Consider the following 19,152-nt stretch of genomic DNA (forward strand, 5'->3'; position numbering starts at 1 on the left):
GGTCCGGCTGGTCGGCGACCGTTCCAGCGTCCGGCCTGGAGGCCCGACACGCGTCCGCCCCGCAGGCCCTCTTCCGACTGCTCCCGCGGTCGTACGGCCGGCCTTCCTGCACAGGCGCGTACTCCCGGCGGAGTAGTCCACAGGTCGTGCTCGCGCCCGATGCCGCCGCGAGCACCCGACCCTAGGCTCGACGCATGACCGACACGACCTCCGTACCCGGCCCTCGGCCGGGCGGCCGAGCCCGCTTCGCGCGGGTCGGTCGGGTCGTGCCCGTCGCACTCCTCCAGGTGGCCGGGACCGTCGTCGCCTTCGGCTGGTCGGGCGGCGGTCGGGTCGGGCCACCGTGGCTCGCGCACGGCGTCGCGACGCCGGTCGGACCGGTCGCTCTCGGGCCGCTGGCCCTGGCGCTCCTCGTCGGGGGTGTCGTCGCGCTGCCGTTCCGCTGGTGGCGTCCGCGCGGCGTGCTCTGGTTCGTCCTGGCGACCACGCTCGGGTTCGCCGCGGTCGTCAGCCCGCGGGGGCCGTTCGTCGCCGCGTTGACCATGGCGCTCGCGAACGCCTGGTTCCGAGGCCGTCGGGTCGAGGTCGTCGTCGCCGCCGTGCTCGCGGTCGTCTGGCTGCCTTCCGCCGACGTCGTGCTCGGTCGGTCGCCCGCCATCGACCCGGCGGCGGTGTCGCTCGCGCTCGCGTGGGCAGTCGTGACGATCATCCTGACCGAGCTCGTGCGGGTCCGTGTCGAGCGCGCGGCCGAGCGTCGCCGTGCCCGCGCGGACGCCGAGCGTCGTCGGGCAGGGGAGGAACGCGTGCGGATCGCCCGGGAACTCCACGACTCGGTCGCGCACAGCATGTCGTTGATCAACCTGCAGTCCGGGGTCGCCCTCCACCTCGGTGCCGACCTACCGGAGTCGACCCAGCAGGCCCTCGGGAACATCCGCGACACCAGCCGTGAAGCCCTGGTCGAGCTGCGGACCATCCTCGGCGTGCTGCGGAGCGTCGACGGCGAGCCCGGGTCGGAGCGGAACCCCACGCCGGGCCTCGATCGTCTCCCGGACCTCGTCGAACGTGCGCGCGCCGCCGGCATCGTGGTCGGTGCCGACGTCACCGGAGACCCCGCGGACCTCGACGGACCCGTCGACCGGAGCGCATTCCGCATCGTGCAGGAAGCCCTCACGAACGTCATGAAGCACGCTCCCGCGAACCGTGCCACGATCACGGTCGTGATCGGTGCCGACACGCTCGACGTCGCGGTCACCGACCGCCCGCTCGGCACGGAGCCCCGCACCGCGTCCCGCGCCACGCCGATCGGCGACTCCGGGAACGGCCTCATCGGCATGCGGGAGCGTGCGACGGCCGTCGGCGGAACGTTCCGCGCCGGACCGCGAGCGGACGGCGGCTGGGCGGTCGAGGCCCGCCTGCCGACCACGACCGCACGCCCGGAGGCCCCCGATGACCACTGAACCGCTGCGCGTCGCGCTCGTGGACGACCAGGTGCTCGTCCGCGCCGGACTCCGCGCGCTCGTGGACGCTGAGTCCGGGATGACCGTCGTCGGCGAGGCCGGGGACGGAGACGAAGCCGTCGCACTCGCACGCCGAGAGCGACCGGACGTCGTGCTCATGGACATCCGCATGCCCGGGACCGACGGCCTCGCCGCGACCCGACGCATCTCGGCCGACCAGGACCTCGCCGACGTCCACGTCGTCGTGCTGACCACCTTCGAGGAGGACGACTACGTGTTCGAGGCCATCCGGGGCGGCGCTGCCGGGTTCCTCGTGAAGGACACCGAGCCCGCCGAGCTCCTCCGCGCCGTGCGGACGGTCGCGGCGGGGGAGTCATTGCTCTCGCCGCGTGCGACCCGTTCCCTCGTCGAGGCGTACGCCACGCACGCGAAGCCGGCCTCACTGTCGCCCGAGCTCGACGTCCTCACCGTCCGGGAACGCGAGGTGATGCGACTCGTCGCCGCCGGCCTCTCGAACGCCGAGATCGCCGAGCGGCTCTTCGTCAGTCCGATGACCACGAAGACGCACGTCTCGCGGGCGATGATCAAGCTGGGCGCCCGCGACCGCGCACAGCTCGTGGTCTTCGCGTACGAGACCGGACTCGTCACCCCCGGCTGGACACCCTGATGCACAGCACGTCTGCACGCGTTCAGAGCTTGAACGTCGCCCGCGGGATGTCGGAGACGATCCGGCGCGCCGTGCGGACCGCGTCCTCCTCGGACAGCTGGTGCGTGACGACGAGCGACGCCAGGTACGCGGCGTCAGCCCGTCGTGCCATGTCGTGCCGCGCCGGGATCGAGCAGTACGCGCGGGTGTCGTCGATGAACCCGGAGGTCTTCGTGAACGACGCCGAGTCCGTGATCGCCGCCCGGTACCGGCCGATCGCCGCCGGGGTGTCGATGAACCACCACGGCGCCCCGGCGTAGACCGCGGGGTAGAAGCCCGCGAGGGGTCCGATCTCGCGCGAGAACACGGTCTCGTCGACGGTGAAGAGCACGAGGTGGAAGCCGGGCGCCGTGCCGAAGTCGTTCAGGAGCGGCCGGAGTGGTTCGGTGAACGACCCGACCGCGGGCAGGTCGTGGCCCGTGTCCGGCCCGAAGCGGTCGAGGGTCGGCTGGTGGTGGTTCCGCAACACGCCGGGGTGCAACTGCATGACGAGGCCGTCGTCGACGCTCATCTCGGCCCAGCGGTAGAGCATGTCGTGACGGTAGGCGGTGGCTTCGGCCGCGGTCACGGCGTCCGGCCCGCGCATCGCCGCGGCGTGGATGCGCTCGCGCTCGGCCGCCGGCAGCGGTGCAGACCCGGCGTCGAGCACCCCGGTGTCGGTGGCCGTCGCGCCGTGCTCGATGAAGTACTGCCGCCGTGCACGCAGCGCGTGGAGCAGCCCGTCGTGGGTGCCCGTCTCGATGCCCGCGGCCTCGCCGATCGACGTCACCACGTGCCTCCAGTCCGAGCGCGACGGGTCGAACACGGCGTCCGCGCGGAAGGTGGGGAGCACCCGTCCGGTGAAGGTGGGGTCCGCCGCGAGCCGCGCATGCGCGGCGAGGTCGGCGTCCGGTGCGTCGGTGGTGGCGAGGACCTCGATGCCGAAGGCGTCGAAGAGCGCACGTGGTCGGAACTCGGGGGAACGGAGCAGCGCGGCGAGGTGGTCGTACTGTTCGTCGGCGTTCTCGGCGGAAGGCGCTGACCGCAGGCCGAAGACGTCGTGGAGCTCGGTCTCGAACCAGTACCGGACGGGTGTGCCGAGGAAGTCGTCCCAGTGCGTGGCGAGGTGTCGCCAGACCTCACGGCCCGTGACGGGCGCCGCGGCGTCCCGGCCGAGCTGGTCGAGGGGCACCCCGTTGGCGTGCAGGAGTCGGAGGACGTAGTGGTCCGGGGTGATGAGGAGCGCTGCCGGGTCCGGGAAGGGCTCGTCGTCGGCGATGAGCGCTGCGTCGACGTGGCCGTGCGGGGAGATGATCGGCGCATCGGCCACCGTTTCGTACACCGTCCGGGCGATGTCCCGGGCGGCCGGGTCTGCCGGGAGCAGCCGGTCGGGGTGCGGTACCAGGGGGGTCGTGGTCGTGCTGTTCCGGGTCATCGTCGACTCCTTCAGGACGGACGGTGGGGCGAGCTCGGCGCCGGGCCGGTGGACTCGCGGACGGTGAGGTGGGTGGGCAGGGCGACGGCTCCGGCGGTCTGCCCGTCGGGCAGGTCGTCGCCGGACGACGAGGGTGCGGCGCCGAGCCGGCCGAGGAGCATCCGGATCGCCACCCGCCCCGCGCGCTCGATCGGTGACGTCATCGTGGTCAGCGGCGGGTTGCAGAAGTCGGCGCCGAAGATGTCGTCGCACCCCACGACCGACATGTCCTCCGGGACCCGGACGCCGCGCTCGCGCAGCCGCGACAGCATGCCGATCGCGATGAGGTCGTTGAAGGCGATGCACGCCGTCGCCCCGGCGTTGACCGCGGCGTCGGCGGCCGCGGCGCCCGAGTCGACGAACGGGGCGTGCGGTCCGACCCGGGCGACCCGCACACCGAGGCGCTTCGCGACCCGGACGAGCGCCCGCCACCGACGCTCGTTGGACCACGAGCTGTCCGGACCCGCGACGTAGAGGACGTCCCGGTGCCCCAGGCTCACGAGGTGCTGCACGGCCTGCTCGACCCCGCCCGGGGTGTCGATGAGGACCGAGGGGACGCCGGCCGGTCGACGGTTCACGACGACGAGGGGGGTGCGCTCGGCGAACCGGGCGATCTGCGCGTCGGACAGACGAGAGGCCGTGAGCACCGCGCCGTCCGCCTTCGTGGCGATCGCGCTGAGAGCGGCGAGCTCGGCGTCGGCGGACTCCTCGGTGTCGACGAGCAGCTGCGTCCACCCGGCGGCCGAGAGCTGGTGCTGTGTGCCCCGGATGACGTCGAAGTAGAAGGGGTTCGTGATGTCCGAGACGAGGACGGCGACCGCGCGGGTCCGGCCGGACGTCAGCGCCCGCGCCTGCGAGTTCGCGACGTAGCCGAGCTCCCGTGCGGCCTGCTGGATGCGCTGCTGCGTGACGTGGTTCACCCGGTCCGGCAACGAGAGGGCGCGGGACACCGTGGACGGCGCCACACCGGTGGCGTCGGCGATGTCCCGGATCGTCACCCGACGACCGACGTCCGCACCCCCGACGGGGACCGTGTCTGCGCTGCTCACGCTGCCGAAGCTAGGCCGTCGTGGCAACAAGTGGCAACCGGTTGCCGGATGTTGCCACCAGCGGGACAGTGGTGGCACCCGGGCAGCGCTGCCGACGGTCGGTCGTCCAACGCAGCCCTCGGAGGTCTCGAGGAGGAAGCCCCCGCATGAGGACACGAAGACTGAAGGCCCGCTCCGTGGTCGGGGCCGTCGCCGTCGTCGCGCTCGCAGCACTGTCGCTGCAGGGCTGCGCGATCGTCAACGGCAGCGGCGACGACCCGAACACGCTCCGCGTCATGATGGGCGCGGACACCACCTACCCCAAGGAACGCAAGCAGTGGCAGCAGGACGTCGCCGCCGAGTTCCAACGAACCACCGGCGCGAAGGTGCAGTGGGAGACGTACTCCTCGGCGCAGGAGGAACTCACCGCCATCCAGACGAGCGTCATCTCCGGGCAGGGCCCCGACGTGTACGCGATCGGCACCACGTTCACGCCGACCGCCTACGCCACGGGCGCCTTCGTCGAGATGGGGAAGAAGGAGTGGGACGCGGTCGGGGGCAAGGACCAGTTCGACCCGGCGTCGTTCGGCATCTCCGGTCCGAGCTCGTCGAAGCAGATCGGGATCCCCCTCGCCAGCCGGCCGTTCGTCATGGCGGTGAACAAGGACCTGCTCGCGAAGGCCGGGATCACCGAGATGCCGACCACATGGGACCAGTTGACCGCTGACGCGGAGAAGACGACCAGCGGCGACGTGCACGGCCTGGCGATCGCGTACGCCGACGGCTTCGACCCGTGGAAGTTCGTCTGGGGCATGGCGCAGAACGCGGGCAACACGATCGTCTCGAAGGACGGCAATGCCGAGATCGACACGAAGGCCGTGGAGGACGCCTACCGCACCTACTTCGACTGGGTCACCAAGGACGGCGTCGTCGACAAGGCCGCGATCGGGTGGAACAACGCGCAGGCCCTCGCGCAGTTCACCGACGGCAAGGCCGCGTTCTTCCCGATGACGACCACCACCGCGATCAACTCGTTCAAGGACACGAAGGTCGACGGCAAGTACGAGTTCGCACTGCTGCCGACCGTCCCGCCGGGGGCGACCTCGCGCCCCAGCGACGGGATCGAGGCGGCCAGCATCCTGTCCGGCGACAACTGGGTCGTCGCGGACTACGGGAAGAAGCAGGACCTCTCGTTCGACTTCATCAAGCAGCTCAGCACGCCGAAGGCACAGCTGCAGTACTACGAGCTGTTCGGCAACCTGCCCACCAACGCCGACGCGGCCGCACAGCTCGCGGCCGACAACCCCCAGCTCGCGCCGATCATCCAGGCGGGCAAGCTCTCGAAGCCCACCGCGTTCACGGGAGCGTGGTCGGACATCCAGCTCGCCCTCGTCGACGTCGTCGTGCAGTCGATCCCGCAGCTCAAGAGCGGCGAGGTGAGCGACGAGCAACTGCGGTCGCGCCTCGAGTCCGCGCAACGGGATGCCCAGTCCACCCTGAACCGACAGAAGAACGGAGGGCTGTGATGACCGCCACCGAGACCCGGCCCCGCACGCAGTCCTCGCGACCCCACGGCGTCCGGCCCGTCGGCAAGACCCCGCTCTACAAGAAGGAACGTCCGCTCTGGATGCTCCTCCCCGGCGGCGTCCTCATGCTCGCCGTCATCGTGGTGCCGCTCCTCGTCGGCGTGTACATCGCGATGCTCGACCTCGACCAGTACACGCTGCGGCAGTGGTTCAGCGCCCCGTTCATCGGGTTCGCGAACTTCGCCGAGGCCTTCACCGCCTCGCCCCTCCTGCACTCGATCTGGATCTCGGTGTCGCTGTCCGTGCTCGTCACCGCGGTCACGGTACCGATCGGGGTCGCCGCGGCGATCTCCACGCAGAACCGGTTCCCCGGCCGCGGACTCGTCCGGTCCGTCTACCTCATCCCGTACGTGCTCCCCGCGTTCGTCGTCGGCACGTTCTTCCGGACCATGCTGCAGCCGCAGGGCGTCGTGAACTCGGTCCTGCACACGGACGTGCTCTGGCTGAACGGCTCCGCGTCCTACTGGGCGCTCGCCGGGGTGATGGTGTGGACGAGCTGGCCGTTCGTCTACCTGCTGTCCCTCGCCGGGCTGCAGGCCGTCGACAACGAGGTGCACGAGGCCGCGGCGCTCGACGGCGTGACCTGGTGGGCGAAGCTCCGGTACATCATCTTCCCGTACCTGCGCGGCCCGCTCTCACTCGCGGTGATCATCTCGATCCTCCACAACATCAACAACTTCACGCTCCCGTTCGTCCTGTTCGGCATCCCGCTGCCGTCGAGCGTCGAGGTGATGCCCGTCCTGACCTACATCGCGAGCTTCCAGTCGTTCCGCTTCGGTCTGTCCGCGGCCATGGCGATCTGCTCGCTCGTGATCGTCGCCATCCCGCTGTTCGTCTACCTCCGGGCCGTGAAGCTCGACACCGGTGACGACGCTGGCCCCACCCGCAAGCAGCGACGGGCCGACCGGGCCACGCTCGCGGCAGCGGACCCGACCTCGCTCGCGGCAGCCACCCCGGCCGCAGCCGCCGACATCGACGGAGCCCGCGCATGAGCACCCAGAGCACCTTCCGCACCCGCACCCGCCCGACCGCGACGCTGACCGAGAGCATCACGGCACGGAGCGGCCGCCCGGCGAAGCGGCCCTACGACACCGACGTCACCCGGCTCCTGCCGCGCTGGCTGCTCATCGTCGTCATCGCCGTGATCGTCGCGTTCATCGCCGTCCCGGTGCTGTACATACTGTTCGGCTCCGTCAACTCCGACGTCGCGGTCGCCCGCGGCGAGTACTTCCCGTCCGAGTTCACCCTGGCGAACTACGTGAACATCTGGTCGACGGTCGCCCTGGGGCAGGGACTGGTGAACTCCATCCTCACCGCGGGGGCGGTCGCCGTCGCGAGCGCCGCGCTCGCCGTGTCCACCGCCTACGTCCTCGTCCGCTTCCGGTTCCTCGGCCGCCTGACGATCCTCCGCGGGCTCCTCGCCCTGCAGTCGATCCCGGGCACGCTCCTGCTCCTGCCCGTGTTCGTCGTGTTCTCGAACATCGCGAGCGCGACCGGCGTGCAGATCATCGGCACCCGCTGGGGACTCTTCGTCACCTACCTGACGTTCGCCTTGCCGTTCTCGACCTGGGTGATGGTGACGTACCTCCGTGGGCTGCCGAAGGAACTCGAGGAGGCCGCTCGCATCGACGGCGCATCGAGCGGCCGCATCCTCCGCAGCGTGGTCCTGCCCCTGTCGTGGCCGGGGATCGTCGTGTCCGCGATCTTCGCGTTCCTGCTCGGCTGGAACGACGTCCTGTTCTCCACGATCATGACGACCCCGAACACGCGCACCGTCGCCGTGGTGCTGCAGGTGCTCGGCACCACCCAGGAGGGCGGCGCCGTCCCGATCTACGGCCAGATGATGGCCGCATCGATCGTCTGTGCCGTGCCGGTCGTCGCGCTCTACCTCATCTTCCAGCGCTACCTGGTCGGCGGCCTCACGGCCGGCTCGGTGAAGTAGCGCTGTGCAGTCTTCCGACTTGTCCACAGACAGCCTGGAGGCGCGGTGCCAGCCCGCCCCGCGCCTCCAGACTGCCTCCATGAAGGGAATGCAATGACGGACCAGCCCACGTGGGAACTCTCCGGTTTCGGCGACGAGATCGACGCCGACCCGGCGATCCAGGTCGCCGTGCTGCAGGCGCTCGGCGCCAGCGCCATCGAGGTGCGGAGCGCCTGGGGGGTGAACGTCGTCGACCTCGACGACGACCAGCTCGCCGGGCTCCACCGCCTCTTCGAGGAGCGTGGGCAGACCGTGTCCGCCATCGCCTCGCCGATCGGCAAGGTGCCGGTCGACGAGCCCGTCGAGCACGAGGTCGGCCGGCTCGGTCGCGCGATCGCCGCGGCGCACGCCCTCGGCACGACGAACATCCGGATCTTCTCGTTCTACTTTGAGGGGCGCACGGCCGGATCTGTCCGCGACGACGTCCTCACCCGCATGCGTGCCCTCGCCGACCTCGCCGAGCGCGAGGGCGTGGTCCTGCTCCACGAGAACGAGAAGGACATCTACGGCGACGTGCCCGACCGGGTGCTCGACATCGTCGAGAGCGTCGGCTCCCCGGCACTGCGCCTCGCGTGGGACAACGCGAACTACGTGCAGTGCGGCGTCCGACCGTTCACCGACGGCTGGGAGCGCCTCGCCCCGTACGTCGACTACCTCCAGGTCAAGGACGCCCTCGCAGCCGACTCGTCCGTCGTGCCGGCGGGCGAGGGGGACGGTGAACTGCTGCAGACCCTGACCGCGCTCCGCGACGCCGGGTACTCCGGGTACGCATCCCTCGAACCGCACCTCAGCGACTTCACCAACCTCGGCGGGTTCTCCGGTCCCGCGGCCTTCGGTCGCGCCGGACGCGCCTTCCGCTCCCTCACCGACCAGATCGGAGTCACCCTGCGATGACCACCCCACTGAAGTTGGCAGTCGTCGGCGCCGGCGTCATCGGACGCCACCACGCCCGCGTCGCCGTGCAGCACCCGGACCTCGAGGTCGTCGCCCTCGTCGACGCGATCCCCGCAGCGGCCACGAGCGCAGCCGACGAACTCGAGGCGATGGGCGTCACGCGGCCGATCACGACGTCCACCATCGAGGAGGCGATCGAGCAGGCCGACATCGACGTCGTCGCGATCTGCTCGCCCTCCGGCATGCACGTCCAGCTCGCCGAGGCAGCACTCGCTGCCGGCAAGCACGTCGTGATCGAGAAGCCGCTCGACACGACGATGCCGCGAGCGCGGCAGATCGCGGCGCTCGCCGCGGACGCCCGCGAGCGCGGTCTCGTGACGAGCGTCATCAGCCAGCACCGCTTCGACCCGGCCTCGGTCGCGGTCGCCGGGGCCGCGCACGACGGTTCGTTCGGCACGGTCACCTCGGGCGTCGCGAGCGTCGCCTGGTACCGGTCACAGGGGTATTACGACTCGGGCGACTGGCGCGGCACCTGGGAGCTCGACGGCGGTGGCGCGGTGATGAACCAGGGCGTCCACACCGTCGACCTCCTCGTGTGGGCGCTCGGCCGCCCGGAGGAGATCTCGGCACAGACCGGGCTCCTCGCCCACGACCGGATCGAGGTCGAGGACACCGCGGTCGCCACGGTCCGGTTCCGGGACGGCGCCCTCGGGGTGATCCACTGCACGACCGCGGCGTACCCGGGGCTCTCCGCTCGGTACGCGGTCTACGGCACGCACGGTTCGGCGATCGTCGACGACGACCGGCTCGCCTACTTCCACGTCGCGCCGGACACCGCGACGCTCGAGTCGGCGTCCACCACCGCGAACGCCACCGCCGTGGCGGACGCGGTCGACCAGAAGTCCGACGTCGTCCCGCCCGAGCACGTCGTCGGCGGTCCGACCGAGCCCGACCACTTCGCAGCCGGCCACGCACGGCAGTACACCGACATCGTCGCCGCGATCCGCGAGGGCCGCGAGCCCGGCGTGACCGTCGACGCCGCACTCGTGTCCCTCGCGACCGTCCGCGGGCTCTACGTCAGCGCGACGCTCGGCAAGCCGGTCCGCATCGACGACGTCATCGAGGGCCGGTACGACGACGTGGTGCCGGTCGTCGGCGCCGGCGCCCACACAGAAGGAGCAGTCTCGTGAAGTTCTCCGTGTTCACCGCTTCCACCCCGGACTGGACCCCGACCGAGGCGGCGCGAACCCTTGCCGAGCAGGGATGGGACGGCATCGAGTGGCGTGTCCTCGACGACCAGCCGGCCGACGGCGCCGAGGTCCCGGCCGATCGGTCGTTCTGGGCGGGCAACAAGTCGACGTGGCAGTTCACCGGCATCGCCGACCGCGTCGGCGAGATCGCCAGCACCACCGACGCCGCCGGACTCGAGTACTCCGGCATCGGCGGCTACCAGCAGGTGTCCGACCACGACGGCGTCGACACCATGCTGCGGGTCACCGCCGAGCTGGGCGCTCGGCAGGTCCGGGTCACCATGCCGCACTACCGGCAGACGCGGGAGCGCACCGGCGAGACCTACGCGCAGGTCTTCGACCGCACCCGGGCCGACCTCGAGTGGGCGGCGGGCCGCGCGGCGGAGCTCGGTGTGAAGGCGTTGGTCGAACTGCACCACATGACGATCACCCCGTCGGCGTCCGCGGCGCTCCGGCTCGTCGACGGCCTCGACCCGGAGCACGTCGGCGTCATCCACGACCTCGGCAACCTCGTCATCGAGGGGCAGGAGGACCACCTCGCCGCGTTCGAGCTGCTCGGGCCGTACCTCGCGCACGCCCACGTGAAGAACGCCCGATGGGTCGACACCGGCGACACCCGGGCCGACGGCAGTCGGATCTGGCAGAACGAGTGGGCACCGCTGCGCGACGGTCAGGCTTCGGTCGCCGAGTACCTCGACGCGCTGCGGCAGCACGGCTACGACGGCTGGGTCACCATCGAGGACTTCTCCACCGACCTCCCACTCGAGGCCCGCACGGCCGACAACCTGGCGTACCTGCGTTCGCTCGTCCCGGTGACGGCGTGAGCGACCGTCGTCCGGGCATCGTCCACCTCGGGGTGGGGGCGTTCGCGCGGGCCCACGTCGCCTGGTACACGGCGCACGCAGACGGGCAGCCGTGGGGCATCACCGCCTTCACCGGTCGCTCACCGGCGGCGGCCGAGGCACTGGCCGCGCAGGACTGCCGGTACACGCTGGTCACCCGCGCTCCGTCCGGGGACACCGCCGAGGTCGTCGACACGATCGTCGCGGCCCACTCCGGTGACGACGACACGGCCTGGAGGCGCATGGTCGCGTCCCCGGAGACCACCGTCGTCACCCTGACGGTCACCGAGCAGGGCTACCGGTCCGGCTCGGACGTCCCGGCGCGGCTCGTCGCGGGGCTCGACGCCCGGCGTGCCGCCGGCGCCGGGCGGATCGCGCTCGTGTCGCTCGACAACCTGACGCACAACGGCGAGGTGCTGCGTGACGCCGTCACGTCCGCCGTGGCCGACGCCGAGCTGCGGGCGTGGATCACGGCGAACGTCGCGTTCCCGTCGTCGATGGTCGACCGGATCACCCCGGCCACGACCGCGGCCGACGTGGACGAGCTCGCCGGGCTCCCGGGGGCGCTCGAAGGCGACCGCGTGCCCGTGGTCACCGAGCCCTTCGCCGAGTGGGTGCTCGAGGACCGGTTCGACGGCATCGACCGGCCGGCATGGGAGACCGCGGGCGTGCGGATCGTCGACGACGTGACCCCCTACGAGCAGCGCAAGCTCTGGCTGCTCAACGGGGCCCACTCCCTGCTCGCGTACCTCGGGCTCCTGCTCGGGCACGAGACCGTGGCGCAGGCCATGGACGACCCCCGGTGCCGCGCGGCCGTCGAGCAGCTCTGGGACGAAGCCGCCGCCGAGCTCCCGCTGCCGGACGCCGAGGTGGTCGACGCCCGCGCCGCCCTCGTCGAGCGGTTCGCGAACCCGCGCATCCGGCACACCCTCCGGCAGATCGCGTCCGGAGGCTCCCAGAAGCTCCCGGTCCGAGTGGTCGACGTGCTTCGCCACCGGCTCGACCGCGACCCCGACGCCGACATCGGCCCGGGGGCCACCACGACGCTCGCCGCGTGGTGGATGCACCTGACCGAGCAGCCCGGGTTCGTGGACGACGCCGGAGCCCCCGGGCCGGACTCGGACGTGCACGACGTCCTGCGCGCCGTCGCCCCTGATCTCGACACGACCCCCGTGGTCGCCGCCGTGACCGCGGCAGCCGACCGCATCCGCTCGGCCCGGCACGACACCGCCGGGGCCCGTACCGACCACGCGGACACCCGCACCGAAGAAGGAGCGCACGCATGACCGACAGCACGACGAACCCCGCGGCCCCGGTGCCGGGCGCGACCGACGGCGGCGCCGCGACGGACCCGACCGCCGGACGTCCGGACACGTGGGCGTCTGGGGACCGCGGGCAGCTCATCGACCGGGCCGAGGTCGTCGTCACGAGTCCGAACCGGAACTTCGTCACGCTGAAGATCACGACGGCGGACGGCGTCACCGGACTGGGCGACGCGACCCTCAACGGTCGCGAGCTCGCGGTCGCGTCGTACCTGTCCGAGCACGTCGTGCCGCTGCTCGTCGGCCGCGACGCCAGCCGGATCGAGGACGCCTGGCAGTTCCTCTACCGCTCGTCGTACTGGCGCCGCGGTCCGGTCACGATGGCTGCGATCGCCGCGGTGGACATGGCGCTCTGGGACATCAAGGGCAAGGTCGCCGGCATGCCCGTCTACCAGCTGCTCGGCGGCGCCTCCCGCACCGGGCTCATGGCGTACGGGCACGCATCGGGCAAGGAGCTCCCCGAGCTGTTCGACTCGATCCGCGAGCACCAGGCCGAGGGCTACCGGTCCATCCGCGTCCAGACCGGCGTCCCGGGGCTGGAGAGCATCTACGGCATCGCCTCGAACAGGACCACCGAGGGCAACGCGGGCGTCCGGTACGACTTCGAGCCGGCGCAGCGCGGGGCGTTCCCGGCGATGGAGGACTGGGACACCCGGGCGTACCTCCGGCACGTGCCCACCGTGTTCGAGGCCGTCCGCAACGAGTTCGGCCCCGAGCTCCCACTGCTGCACGACGGCCACCACCGGATGACCCCGCTGCAGGCCGCGAAGCTCGGCAAGAGCCTGGAGCCGTACGACCTGTTCTGGCTCGAGGACTGCACGCCCGCCGAGAACCAGGAGGCGCTCAAGCTCGTCCGGCAGCACACCACGACGCCGCTCGCGATCGGCGAGGTGTTCAACACGATCTGGGACTTCAAGGACATCATCCGCGACCAGCTCATCGACTACGTCCGCGGAGCAGTCACGCACATGGGCGGCATCTCCCCCCTGCGCAAGACGATGGACTACGCCGCGATGTACCAGATCAAGTCCGGGTTCCACGGGCCGACCGACATCTCGCCGGTGGGCCTGGCGGCGCAGATGCACCTGGGGCTCGCCATCCACAACTTCGGCATCCAGGAGTACATGCAGCACGGCCCGAAGACCAACCAGGTGTTCCGGCAGACCTTCACCTTCACCGACGGCTACCTCCACCCGGGCGACGAACCGGGCCTCGGGGTCTCGCTCGACGTCGACGAAGCAGGCAAGTACCCGTACGAGCAGGCGTACCTGCCGTTCAACCGCCTCGCCGACGGCACCGTCCACGACTGGTGACCCACCGGGGGAACGCGGGCATGCTGGGCTGATGGAGTTCAGCGAGGTCGCCGGGGAGCTGCTGCTCGTGGCCCCCGGCGACTTCGTGCGTGCACGGACGGAACGGCAGCGCGCGGTGCGGAAGGACGACCGTGCCCTGGCCACTCGGATCGGCGGGCTCCGGAAGCCCGCGCCGGCCGCGTGGGTCGTCGACCTCCTCGTGCACGACGAGGCGCTCGACGAAGCGATCGACCTCGGTCCGGCGCTCCGCGAGGCGCAGGCGGGCGCGGACCCCGACGAGATCGCCACGCTCCGGAAGCAGCGCGCACGACTCGTCCGGCGGCTGACCGACCGGGGTGCAGCGCTCGCCGCAGGAGCCGGACACGAGGTCACCCGTGCCGTCCTCGACCAGGTGGCCGCGACGATCGAAGCGGCCATGATGGACCCGCACGCCGCCGCGGCCGTGCGGTCCGGGCTGCTCGTCCGGCCGCTCGAGAGCGTCGGGTTCGACGGCGTCGACCTCGACGGAGCGCTCGCCGACCCCGACGCCGTGCCGGACGCGTGGTCCGGGTCCGACGCCGAGCCGATCCCGATCGACCACGCACCCAGCCGCGGGCGGCGGGGCGGTCGTGGTGGCCAGGACGACGACGAGGGCAGCGCAGGGGAGCCGACCCGCGCCTCCCGGCCGACAGCGCGGAAGCGCGAAGCGGAACCGGACACGCAACCGGACGAAGACGCGCCGGTGCCGGACCGCGGCGCCCTCCGCCGTGCGGAGGCCGATGCCCGTCGAGCGTCCCGCGAGGCGGACGCCGCGCTCGACGCAGCCGAGGAAACGCTCGACGCAGCGGACGCGCGCCAGCGGGACCTCCACCACCGTCGTGACGCACTCGCAGCCGAACTGGAGCAGCTGGACCGCGACCTCGCCGACCTCGCCGTCGAGACCGAGCGGCTCGGTGCCGCGCGGGACGTCGCCGAGGCCGCGAGTGACCGCGCCCGCGCCGAGCTCGACGCCGTGCGTGCACGTCGCGGAGGTCGCCGAGCCTGACGGCCGCTGCAACGAGATCGTTGTACAACAGTTGTCGTTCTTGACCATCGGTGTTGGAGCGGTCTAACCTCGGTGACCATGCTTCGGGCCGGCGATGGTCCGCCGGGTGCCACCCCTGCCGTCGACGGGGTGCCCCGGGCACAGGACTCGCATCATCGCCGGCGTCCCGAGCGCCCGCTGCACGACACGGGCGGTCGGGGACGAGGCGCGCGGCGCACCCCGGAGACATGCCGCGATGCCGGGTCGAGCACTCCGGGGGCCCTCCAGGAGAGACGACACATGTCGGAACCCCGCACCACCCGTACCAGCACACTGACCCCGCCGAACGGCGTCCCCGCGTCCGCGGTGGACCGCACCGCACCACCACCACGCGCACGGACGGGCCTCGTCGCTCGCCTGGGCATCCCGCACGCCCTCCGATGGGGGTTCCTCGGCGTCCTGGTCTTCATGACCGGCGACGGCATCGAGTCCAACTTCATCTCGCCGCACATCGCCGCGGCCCTCGGGTCCGGTGGGGTCGACAGCGCCGCGATGGTGATCGGTCTCTACGGGGTCGCGGTCCTCGTCGCGTCGTACTTCGCCGGCGTCCTGTCCGAGCTGTGGGGACCCCGGAACGTGATGACGGTCGGAGCCGCGCTCTGGGTGGCGTTCCAGGTCGCGTTCCTCGCGGCGCTGCCGACAGGTTCGGTCGGCCTCATCGCGCTGACCTACTTCCTGCGCGGACTCGGCTTCCCGCTGTTCGCGTTCTCGTTCCTCTGCTGGGTCAACCACACGGTCGCCCGGGACCGGAACGCCACCGCGGTCGGCTGGTTCTACGTCGTCTTCACCGGAGGCCTGCCGACCCTGGGTTCCCTCATCGCGATCGGGTCGATCCCGGCGTTCGGGGGCGGACACACCGGCGAGACCTGGTCGATGGCGCTGTCCCTGGTGCTCGTCGCGGCGGGATGGGCGATCGTGCGGTTCGGCGTCTCCGAGCCCACCGGCCTGGGGCGCATCGCCCCGCGGTCGCACTCCGCCGCGCGCGTCCTCGCCAGCGGGGTCGAGGTCTGCGTCAGGCGTCCGAAGGTCCTGCTCGCGGTCGTCATCCGGCTCGTGAACACGGCGCCGGAGTTCGGGATGTTCGTGATCATGCCCGCGATCATCGGGGCCCAGCTCGGCTGGGGTCAGTCGAAGTGGCTCACGATGACCGTGATCGTCTACGCGGGGAACATCCTCTTCAACGCCTTCTTCGGTGCCCTGGGTGATCGCATCGGGTGGATCCGTACCGTGAAGTGGTTCGGCATCGCCGCGTCCGCCGTCGGGCTCCTCGCCTGGTGGTACGTGCCGCACCTCGTGCCGGCGGGCTCCGAGTGGGGCTTCTGGGTCGCCACCGCGGCCGGGACCGTCTTCGGCATCATGCTCGCGGGCTTCACCCCCATGGGCGCGATCGTCCCTGCCTTCGCGGGCGAGGAACGCCGTGGTGCCGCGATGGCGATGTACGCGACGGCCGCCGGCGGCGCGACCTTCCTCGGGAACGCGGTCGTCAGCGCGGTCCTGCCCTGGGCGGGCCCGGGCGGTGTCGTCTGGACGTTCGTCGGCCTCTACGCCGTCGCCTTCGTGGTGCTGTCGTTCCTGAAGGTCCCGGAGGGTGCGGTCGGGCACTGACGTGCCCGGTGTTCGGACGGAGGCACGTGTCGGCACCGCCACGGACCTCCCGTCCGGACGCTCCGACCCCGCCGGTGCGACACGCCCGGTCCGCGCCTGGTAGGCTTGGCGACTGACTTCGGCGAGGGCCGCGTACGCGCGGCCGTGATCGACGCAGTGGGAGACCCGGCCCAGTCCTGGGAGCGTTCCTCACGCGTGCACGCGTTCGAGTTGCAACACCACAGACCCCCGATGCCGGCACCCCGGCGTCGACCACGACACCAGGAGGCAACCATGGCCGACAACACCAAGCTCGCGGCGGAAGTCCGCACCAAGTTCGGCAAGGGCGCGGCCCGGAAGATCCGTGCGAACGACAAGATCCCCGCGGTCGTCTACGGCCACGGCACCGAGCCGAAGCACATCACCCTCCCGGGCCACGAGACGATGCTGATCGTCCGTACCGCCAACGCGATCATCGACCTCGACATCGAGGGCACCGCGCAGCTCGCCCTCGTGAAGGACGTCCAGCGCGACCCGGTGCGCCAGATCATCGAGCACATCGACCTCGTCGTCGTGCGCCGTGGCGAGAAGGTCACCGTCGACGTCCCCGTGGTCGTCGAGGGTGAGTCCTTCTCCGGCACCATCCACGTCCAGGACCTCGCCTCGGTCTCGCTCCTCGTCGAGGCGACGAAGATCCCCGAGCACGTCGTGGTGGACGTCGAGGGCCTCGAGGACGGCAAGCAGATCCTCGCCTCCGAGATCGAGCTCCCGTCGGGCGCCGAGCTCGAGACCGACGCCGACGCGCTCGTCGTCCAGATCGTCACCCCGCGTGCGACCGCCGACGACATCGCCGCCGACGAAGAGGCCGCCGAGGCCGGTGCCGAGGCCGGCGCCGAGGGCGAGGCCGCTGCCTCCTCCGACGACGAGTCCGAGTCGGACTCCGAGTAAGACCCCGATCGCGGACATCTGACCGACGCTGATGGCTGACAACGTGTTCGTCGTCGTCGGGCTCGGGAACCCCGGGCCCGGTTACGCCGGCAACCGCCACAACGTCGGTCAGATGGTCCTCGACGAACTCGCCGCCCGGATGGGGGCGACGTTCAAGAAGCACAAGACGCCGAACCAGGTCGCCGAGGGGCGCCTGGTGCCCGGCGGACCGAAGCTCGTGCTCGCCAAGCCCGCTTCGTTCATGAACACCTCCGGCGGCCCGGTGTCGTCGATCCTCGGGTTCTACGGACTCGATGCGCAGTCGCTCGTCGTCGTGCACGACGAGCTCGACCTGCCCTACGACACCGTCCGCCTCAAGGGCAACGGCGGACACGGCGGACACAACGGCCTCCGCGACATCATCAAGGCGACCGGGACGAACGAGTTCGCCCGGGTGCGGATCGGCATCGGCCGTCCCCCGGGTCGACAGGACCCTGCCGACTACGTGCTGCGCGACTTCTCGCCAGCCGAGAAGAAGACGCTCCCGAACCTCGTCGCCGACGGCGCCGACGCTGTCGAAGCGATCGCGGACCTCGGCCTGCTCGCCGCCCAGCAGCGGATCCACGCCCCCTCCTGATCGCGCTCCCGATCCCGGTCGTCCCCGAACTGGGGGACCGCCCCGTCCCCCACGGTCGGTAGGTTCTGGCCGGGGGTGCCCGACCCCCGATGAACGAGGGGGTCCTCCGATGGCGCTGCACCGGTCCCGGCCGTCCGCCCGGCGAGCCGCACTCCCGGCCGTCGTCGTCGCGGCGGCCCTGCTCGCGACCGCCGGACTCGGCGCTGCGACGGTCGGGGCGGCGAGTGCAGCCGTCGCGACCTGGACCCCGAGCGCAGCGATCACGGACGCACCCGGTGCCGCTGCGTCGTTCGCCGCACCGAACGATGTCCGGTACACGCGCTCCGGGGCGCTCCTCGTCGCCGACTTCGCCAGGAACGGCGTCCTGCGCCGGGAGACCGACGGCACGTGGTCGGTCGTCGCGCCGTTCGGTACCGACGACCGTTCGATGTGGAACCCGTCCGCGCTGGCCGAGACCGACGACGGACGGCTCGTCGTGGCCGAGGCCGGCCGGCGTCCGACGTCGGGCGGCCCCGGGACGATCGCCGTGCTCGACGGGCACGACGTCGAGCGGCGGTTCCCGGCCCCCGCCGACCGAGCGGTGTCGGAACTCGCGGTCGACGGCGCACGACTCGTCGCCGCCGTGCCCGGGACGGGGTCGCTGTGGGAGACGGACATGACGGCGCAGGCGCCGGTGTGGCGCGCGGTCGACGGCCCGTGGGTGGACCCCGCGGGCGTGGCGGTGTCGCCCGACGGCTCGGTCTGGACGGTGACGGACGGCACGACCGACGTCGTGTGGCGACTCGACCGGACCACCGGTGTCGCCACGTCGCTCGGGACCGTCCAGGACGACCAGGGGCGGGTCCGGCTCCGCGGGGTCGCACTGCTCGCGGACGGGTCGGTCGTGGTGGTCGACAACGGTGGCGGACGGGTCTTCGTGCTGCAGGACCGCGGGTGGGCGGTCGCGTTCGCGGGGGCGCAGGACGGGAGCACGCTCGTGAACCCGACGGGGGTGTCGGTCGGGCCGGGGGACCGGATCGCGGTGGCGGACTACAACCGGCAGCGGGTCGTGGAGGCCGCGCGGGTGGCGACCGTGACGCCCGCCCCCGACCCGCAGCCGACGCCGGATG

At 71.7% G+C, this 19,152-nt stretch carries 16 protein-coding genes and 1 pseudogene; 15 read left to right on the top strand and 2 right to left on the bottom strand.

What is annotated here, in order from left to right; translation table 11 throughout:
- The first annotated feature begins 194 nt into the window (after window positions 1-194).
- A complete protein-coding gene (locus NS184_RS15100; RefSeq protein ID WP_058726923.1) occupies window positions 195-1,457 on the top strand; it encodes a sensor histidine kinase in 1,263 nt (420 codons plus the stop codon).
- A complete protein-coding gene (locus tag NS184_RS15105; protein ID WP_058726924.1) occupies window positions 1,447-2,124 on the top strand; it encodes a response regulator in 678 nt (225 codons plus the stop codon). Before NS184_RS15100 ends, NS184_RS15105 begins: the two co-directional genes overlap by 11 nt.
- Before the next feature lie 22 nt (window positions 2,125-2,146).
- Here NS184_RS15105 and uxaC read toward each other — a convergent pair whose 3' ends face one another.
- Together uxaC and NS184_RS15115 are read right to left on the bottom strand one after the other, a co-directional pair.
- Window positions 2,147-3,577, bottom strand: a complete 1,431-nt coding sequence (gene uxaC, locus NS184_RS15110; protein WP_058726925.1) for a glucuronate isomerase — start codon at window positions 3,575-3,577, stop codon at window positions 2,147-2,149.
- 11 nt (window positions 3,578-3,588) lie between these two features.
- Entirely contained in the window at window positions 3,589-4,665 is a 1,077-nt protein-coding gene (locus NS184_RS15115; RefSeq protein ID WP_058726926.1) for a LacI family DNA-binding transcriptional regulator, read from the bottom strand.
- 146 nt (window positions 4,666-4,811) lie between these two features.
- Here NS184_RS15115 and NS184_RS15120 point away from each other — a divergent pair, with 146 nt between their 5' ends.
- The 13 genes and pseudogenes from NS184_RS15120 to NS184_RS15180 all read left to right on the top strand — a co-directional run.
- Complete coding sequence (locus NS184_RS15120; RefSeq protein ID WP_058726927.1) at window positions 4,812-6,170, top strand: ABC transporter substrate-binding protein; 1,359 nt, start codon at window positions 4,812-4,814, stop codon at window positions 6,168-6,170.
- A complete protein-coding gene (locus NS184_RS15125; protein WP_058726928.1) occupies window positions 6,170-7,222 on the top strand; it encodes a carbohydrate ABC transporter permease in 1,053 nt (350 codons plus the stop codon). Before NS184_RS15120 ends, NS184_RS15125 begins: the two co-directional genes overlap by 1 nt.
- On the top strand, window positions 7,219-8,172 hold the full coding sequence (locus NS184_RS15130) for a carbohydrate ABC transporter permease (protein ID WP_242863078.1): 954 nt from the start codon (window positions 7,219-7,221) through the stop codon (window positions 8,170-8,172). The genes NS184_RS15125 and NS184_RS15130 overlap by 4 nt, the downstream gene beginning before the upstream one ends.
- Before the next feature lie 93 nt (window positions 8,173-8,265).
- Window positions 8,266-9,105, top strand: coding sequence for a sugar phosphate isomerase/epimerase family protein (locus tag NS184_RS15135; RefSeq protein WP_058726929.1), 840 nt, complete (start codon window positions 8,266-8,268; stop codon window positions 9,103-9,105).
- The gene (locus tag NS184_RS15140; protein WP_058726930.1) at window positions 9,102-10,295 is read left to right on the top strand and encodes a Gfo/Idh/MocA family protein; all 1,194 of its coding nucleotides are present in this window, start codon (window positions 9,102-9,104) and stop codon (window positions 10,293-10,295) included. The genes NS184_RS15135 and NS184_RS15140 overlap by 4 nt, the downstream gene beginning before the upstream one ends.
- Window positions 10,292-11,179 carry a sugar phosphate isomerase/epimerase family protein gene (locus NS184_RS15145; protein WP_058726931.1) on the top strand — a complete coding sequence of 296 codons (888 nt, stop codon included), beginning with the start codon at window positions 10,292-10,294 and terminating at the stop codon, window positions 11,177-11,179. Before NS184_RS15140 ends, NS184_RS15145 begins: the two co-directional genes overlap by 4 nt.
- Window positions 11,176-12,483, top strand: coding sequence for a mannitol dehydrogenase family protein (locus NS184_RS15150; protein ID WP_083513752.1), 1,308 nt, complete (start codon window positions 11,176-11,178; stop codon window positions 12,481-12,483). Before NS184_RS15145 ends, NS184_RS15150 begins: the two co-directional genes overlap by 4 nt.
- On the top strand, window positions 12,480-13,832 hold the full coding sequence (gene manD / locus NS184_RS15155) for a D-mannonate dehydratase ManD (protein WP_242863079.1): 1,353 nt from the start codon (window positions 12,480-12,482) through the stop codon (window positions 13,830-13,832). Before NS184_RS15150 ends, manD begins: the two co-directional genes overlap by 4 nt.
- A 31-nt stretch (window positions 13,833-13,863) precedes the next feature.
- Window positions 13,864-14,856, top strand: a complete 993-nt coding sequence (locus NS184_RS15160; protein WP_058726932.1) for a hypothetical protein — start codon at window positions 13,864-13,866, stop codon at window positions 14,854-14,856.
- Between the two features lie 279 nt (window positions 14,857-15,135).
- The gene (locus NS184_RS15165) at window positions 15,136-16,500 is read left to right on the top strand and encodes an RbtT/DalT/CsbX family MFS transporter (protein ID WP_083513753.1); all 1,365 of its coding nucleotides are present in this window, start codon (window positions 15,136-15,138) and stop codon (window positions 16,498-16,500) included.
- A 273-nt stretch (window positions 16,501-16,773) separates the two neighbouring features.
- Complete coding sequence (locus tag NS184_RS15170) at window positions 16,774-17,427, top strand: 50S ribosomal protein L25/general stress protein Ctc (protein WP_058726933.1); 654 nt, start codon at window positions 16,774-16,776, stop codon at window positions 17,425-17,427.
- 31 nt (window positions 17,428-17,458) lie between these two features.
- Window positions 17,459-18,043 (top strand): aminoacyl-tRNA hydrolase, encoded by a 585-nt coding sequence (gene pth, locus NS184_RS15175; protein ID WP_058726934.1) that lies wholly within the window; start codon window positions 17,459-17,461, stop codon window positions 18,041-18,043.
- A 109-nt stretch (window positions 18,044-18,152) separates the two neighbouring features.
- A pseudogene (locus NS184_RS15180) lies at window positions 18,153-19,152 on the top strand (hypothetical protein); the annotation flags it as partial.

This window comes from Curtobacterium luteum (genome assembly GCF_001475545.1).
GTDB lineage: Bacteria > Actinomycetota > Actinomycetes > Actinomycetales > Microbacteriaceae > Curtobacterium > Curtobacterium luteum_A.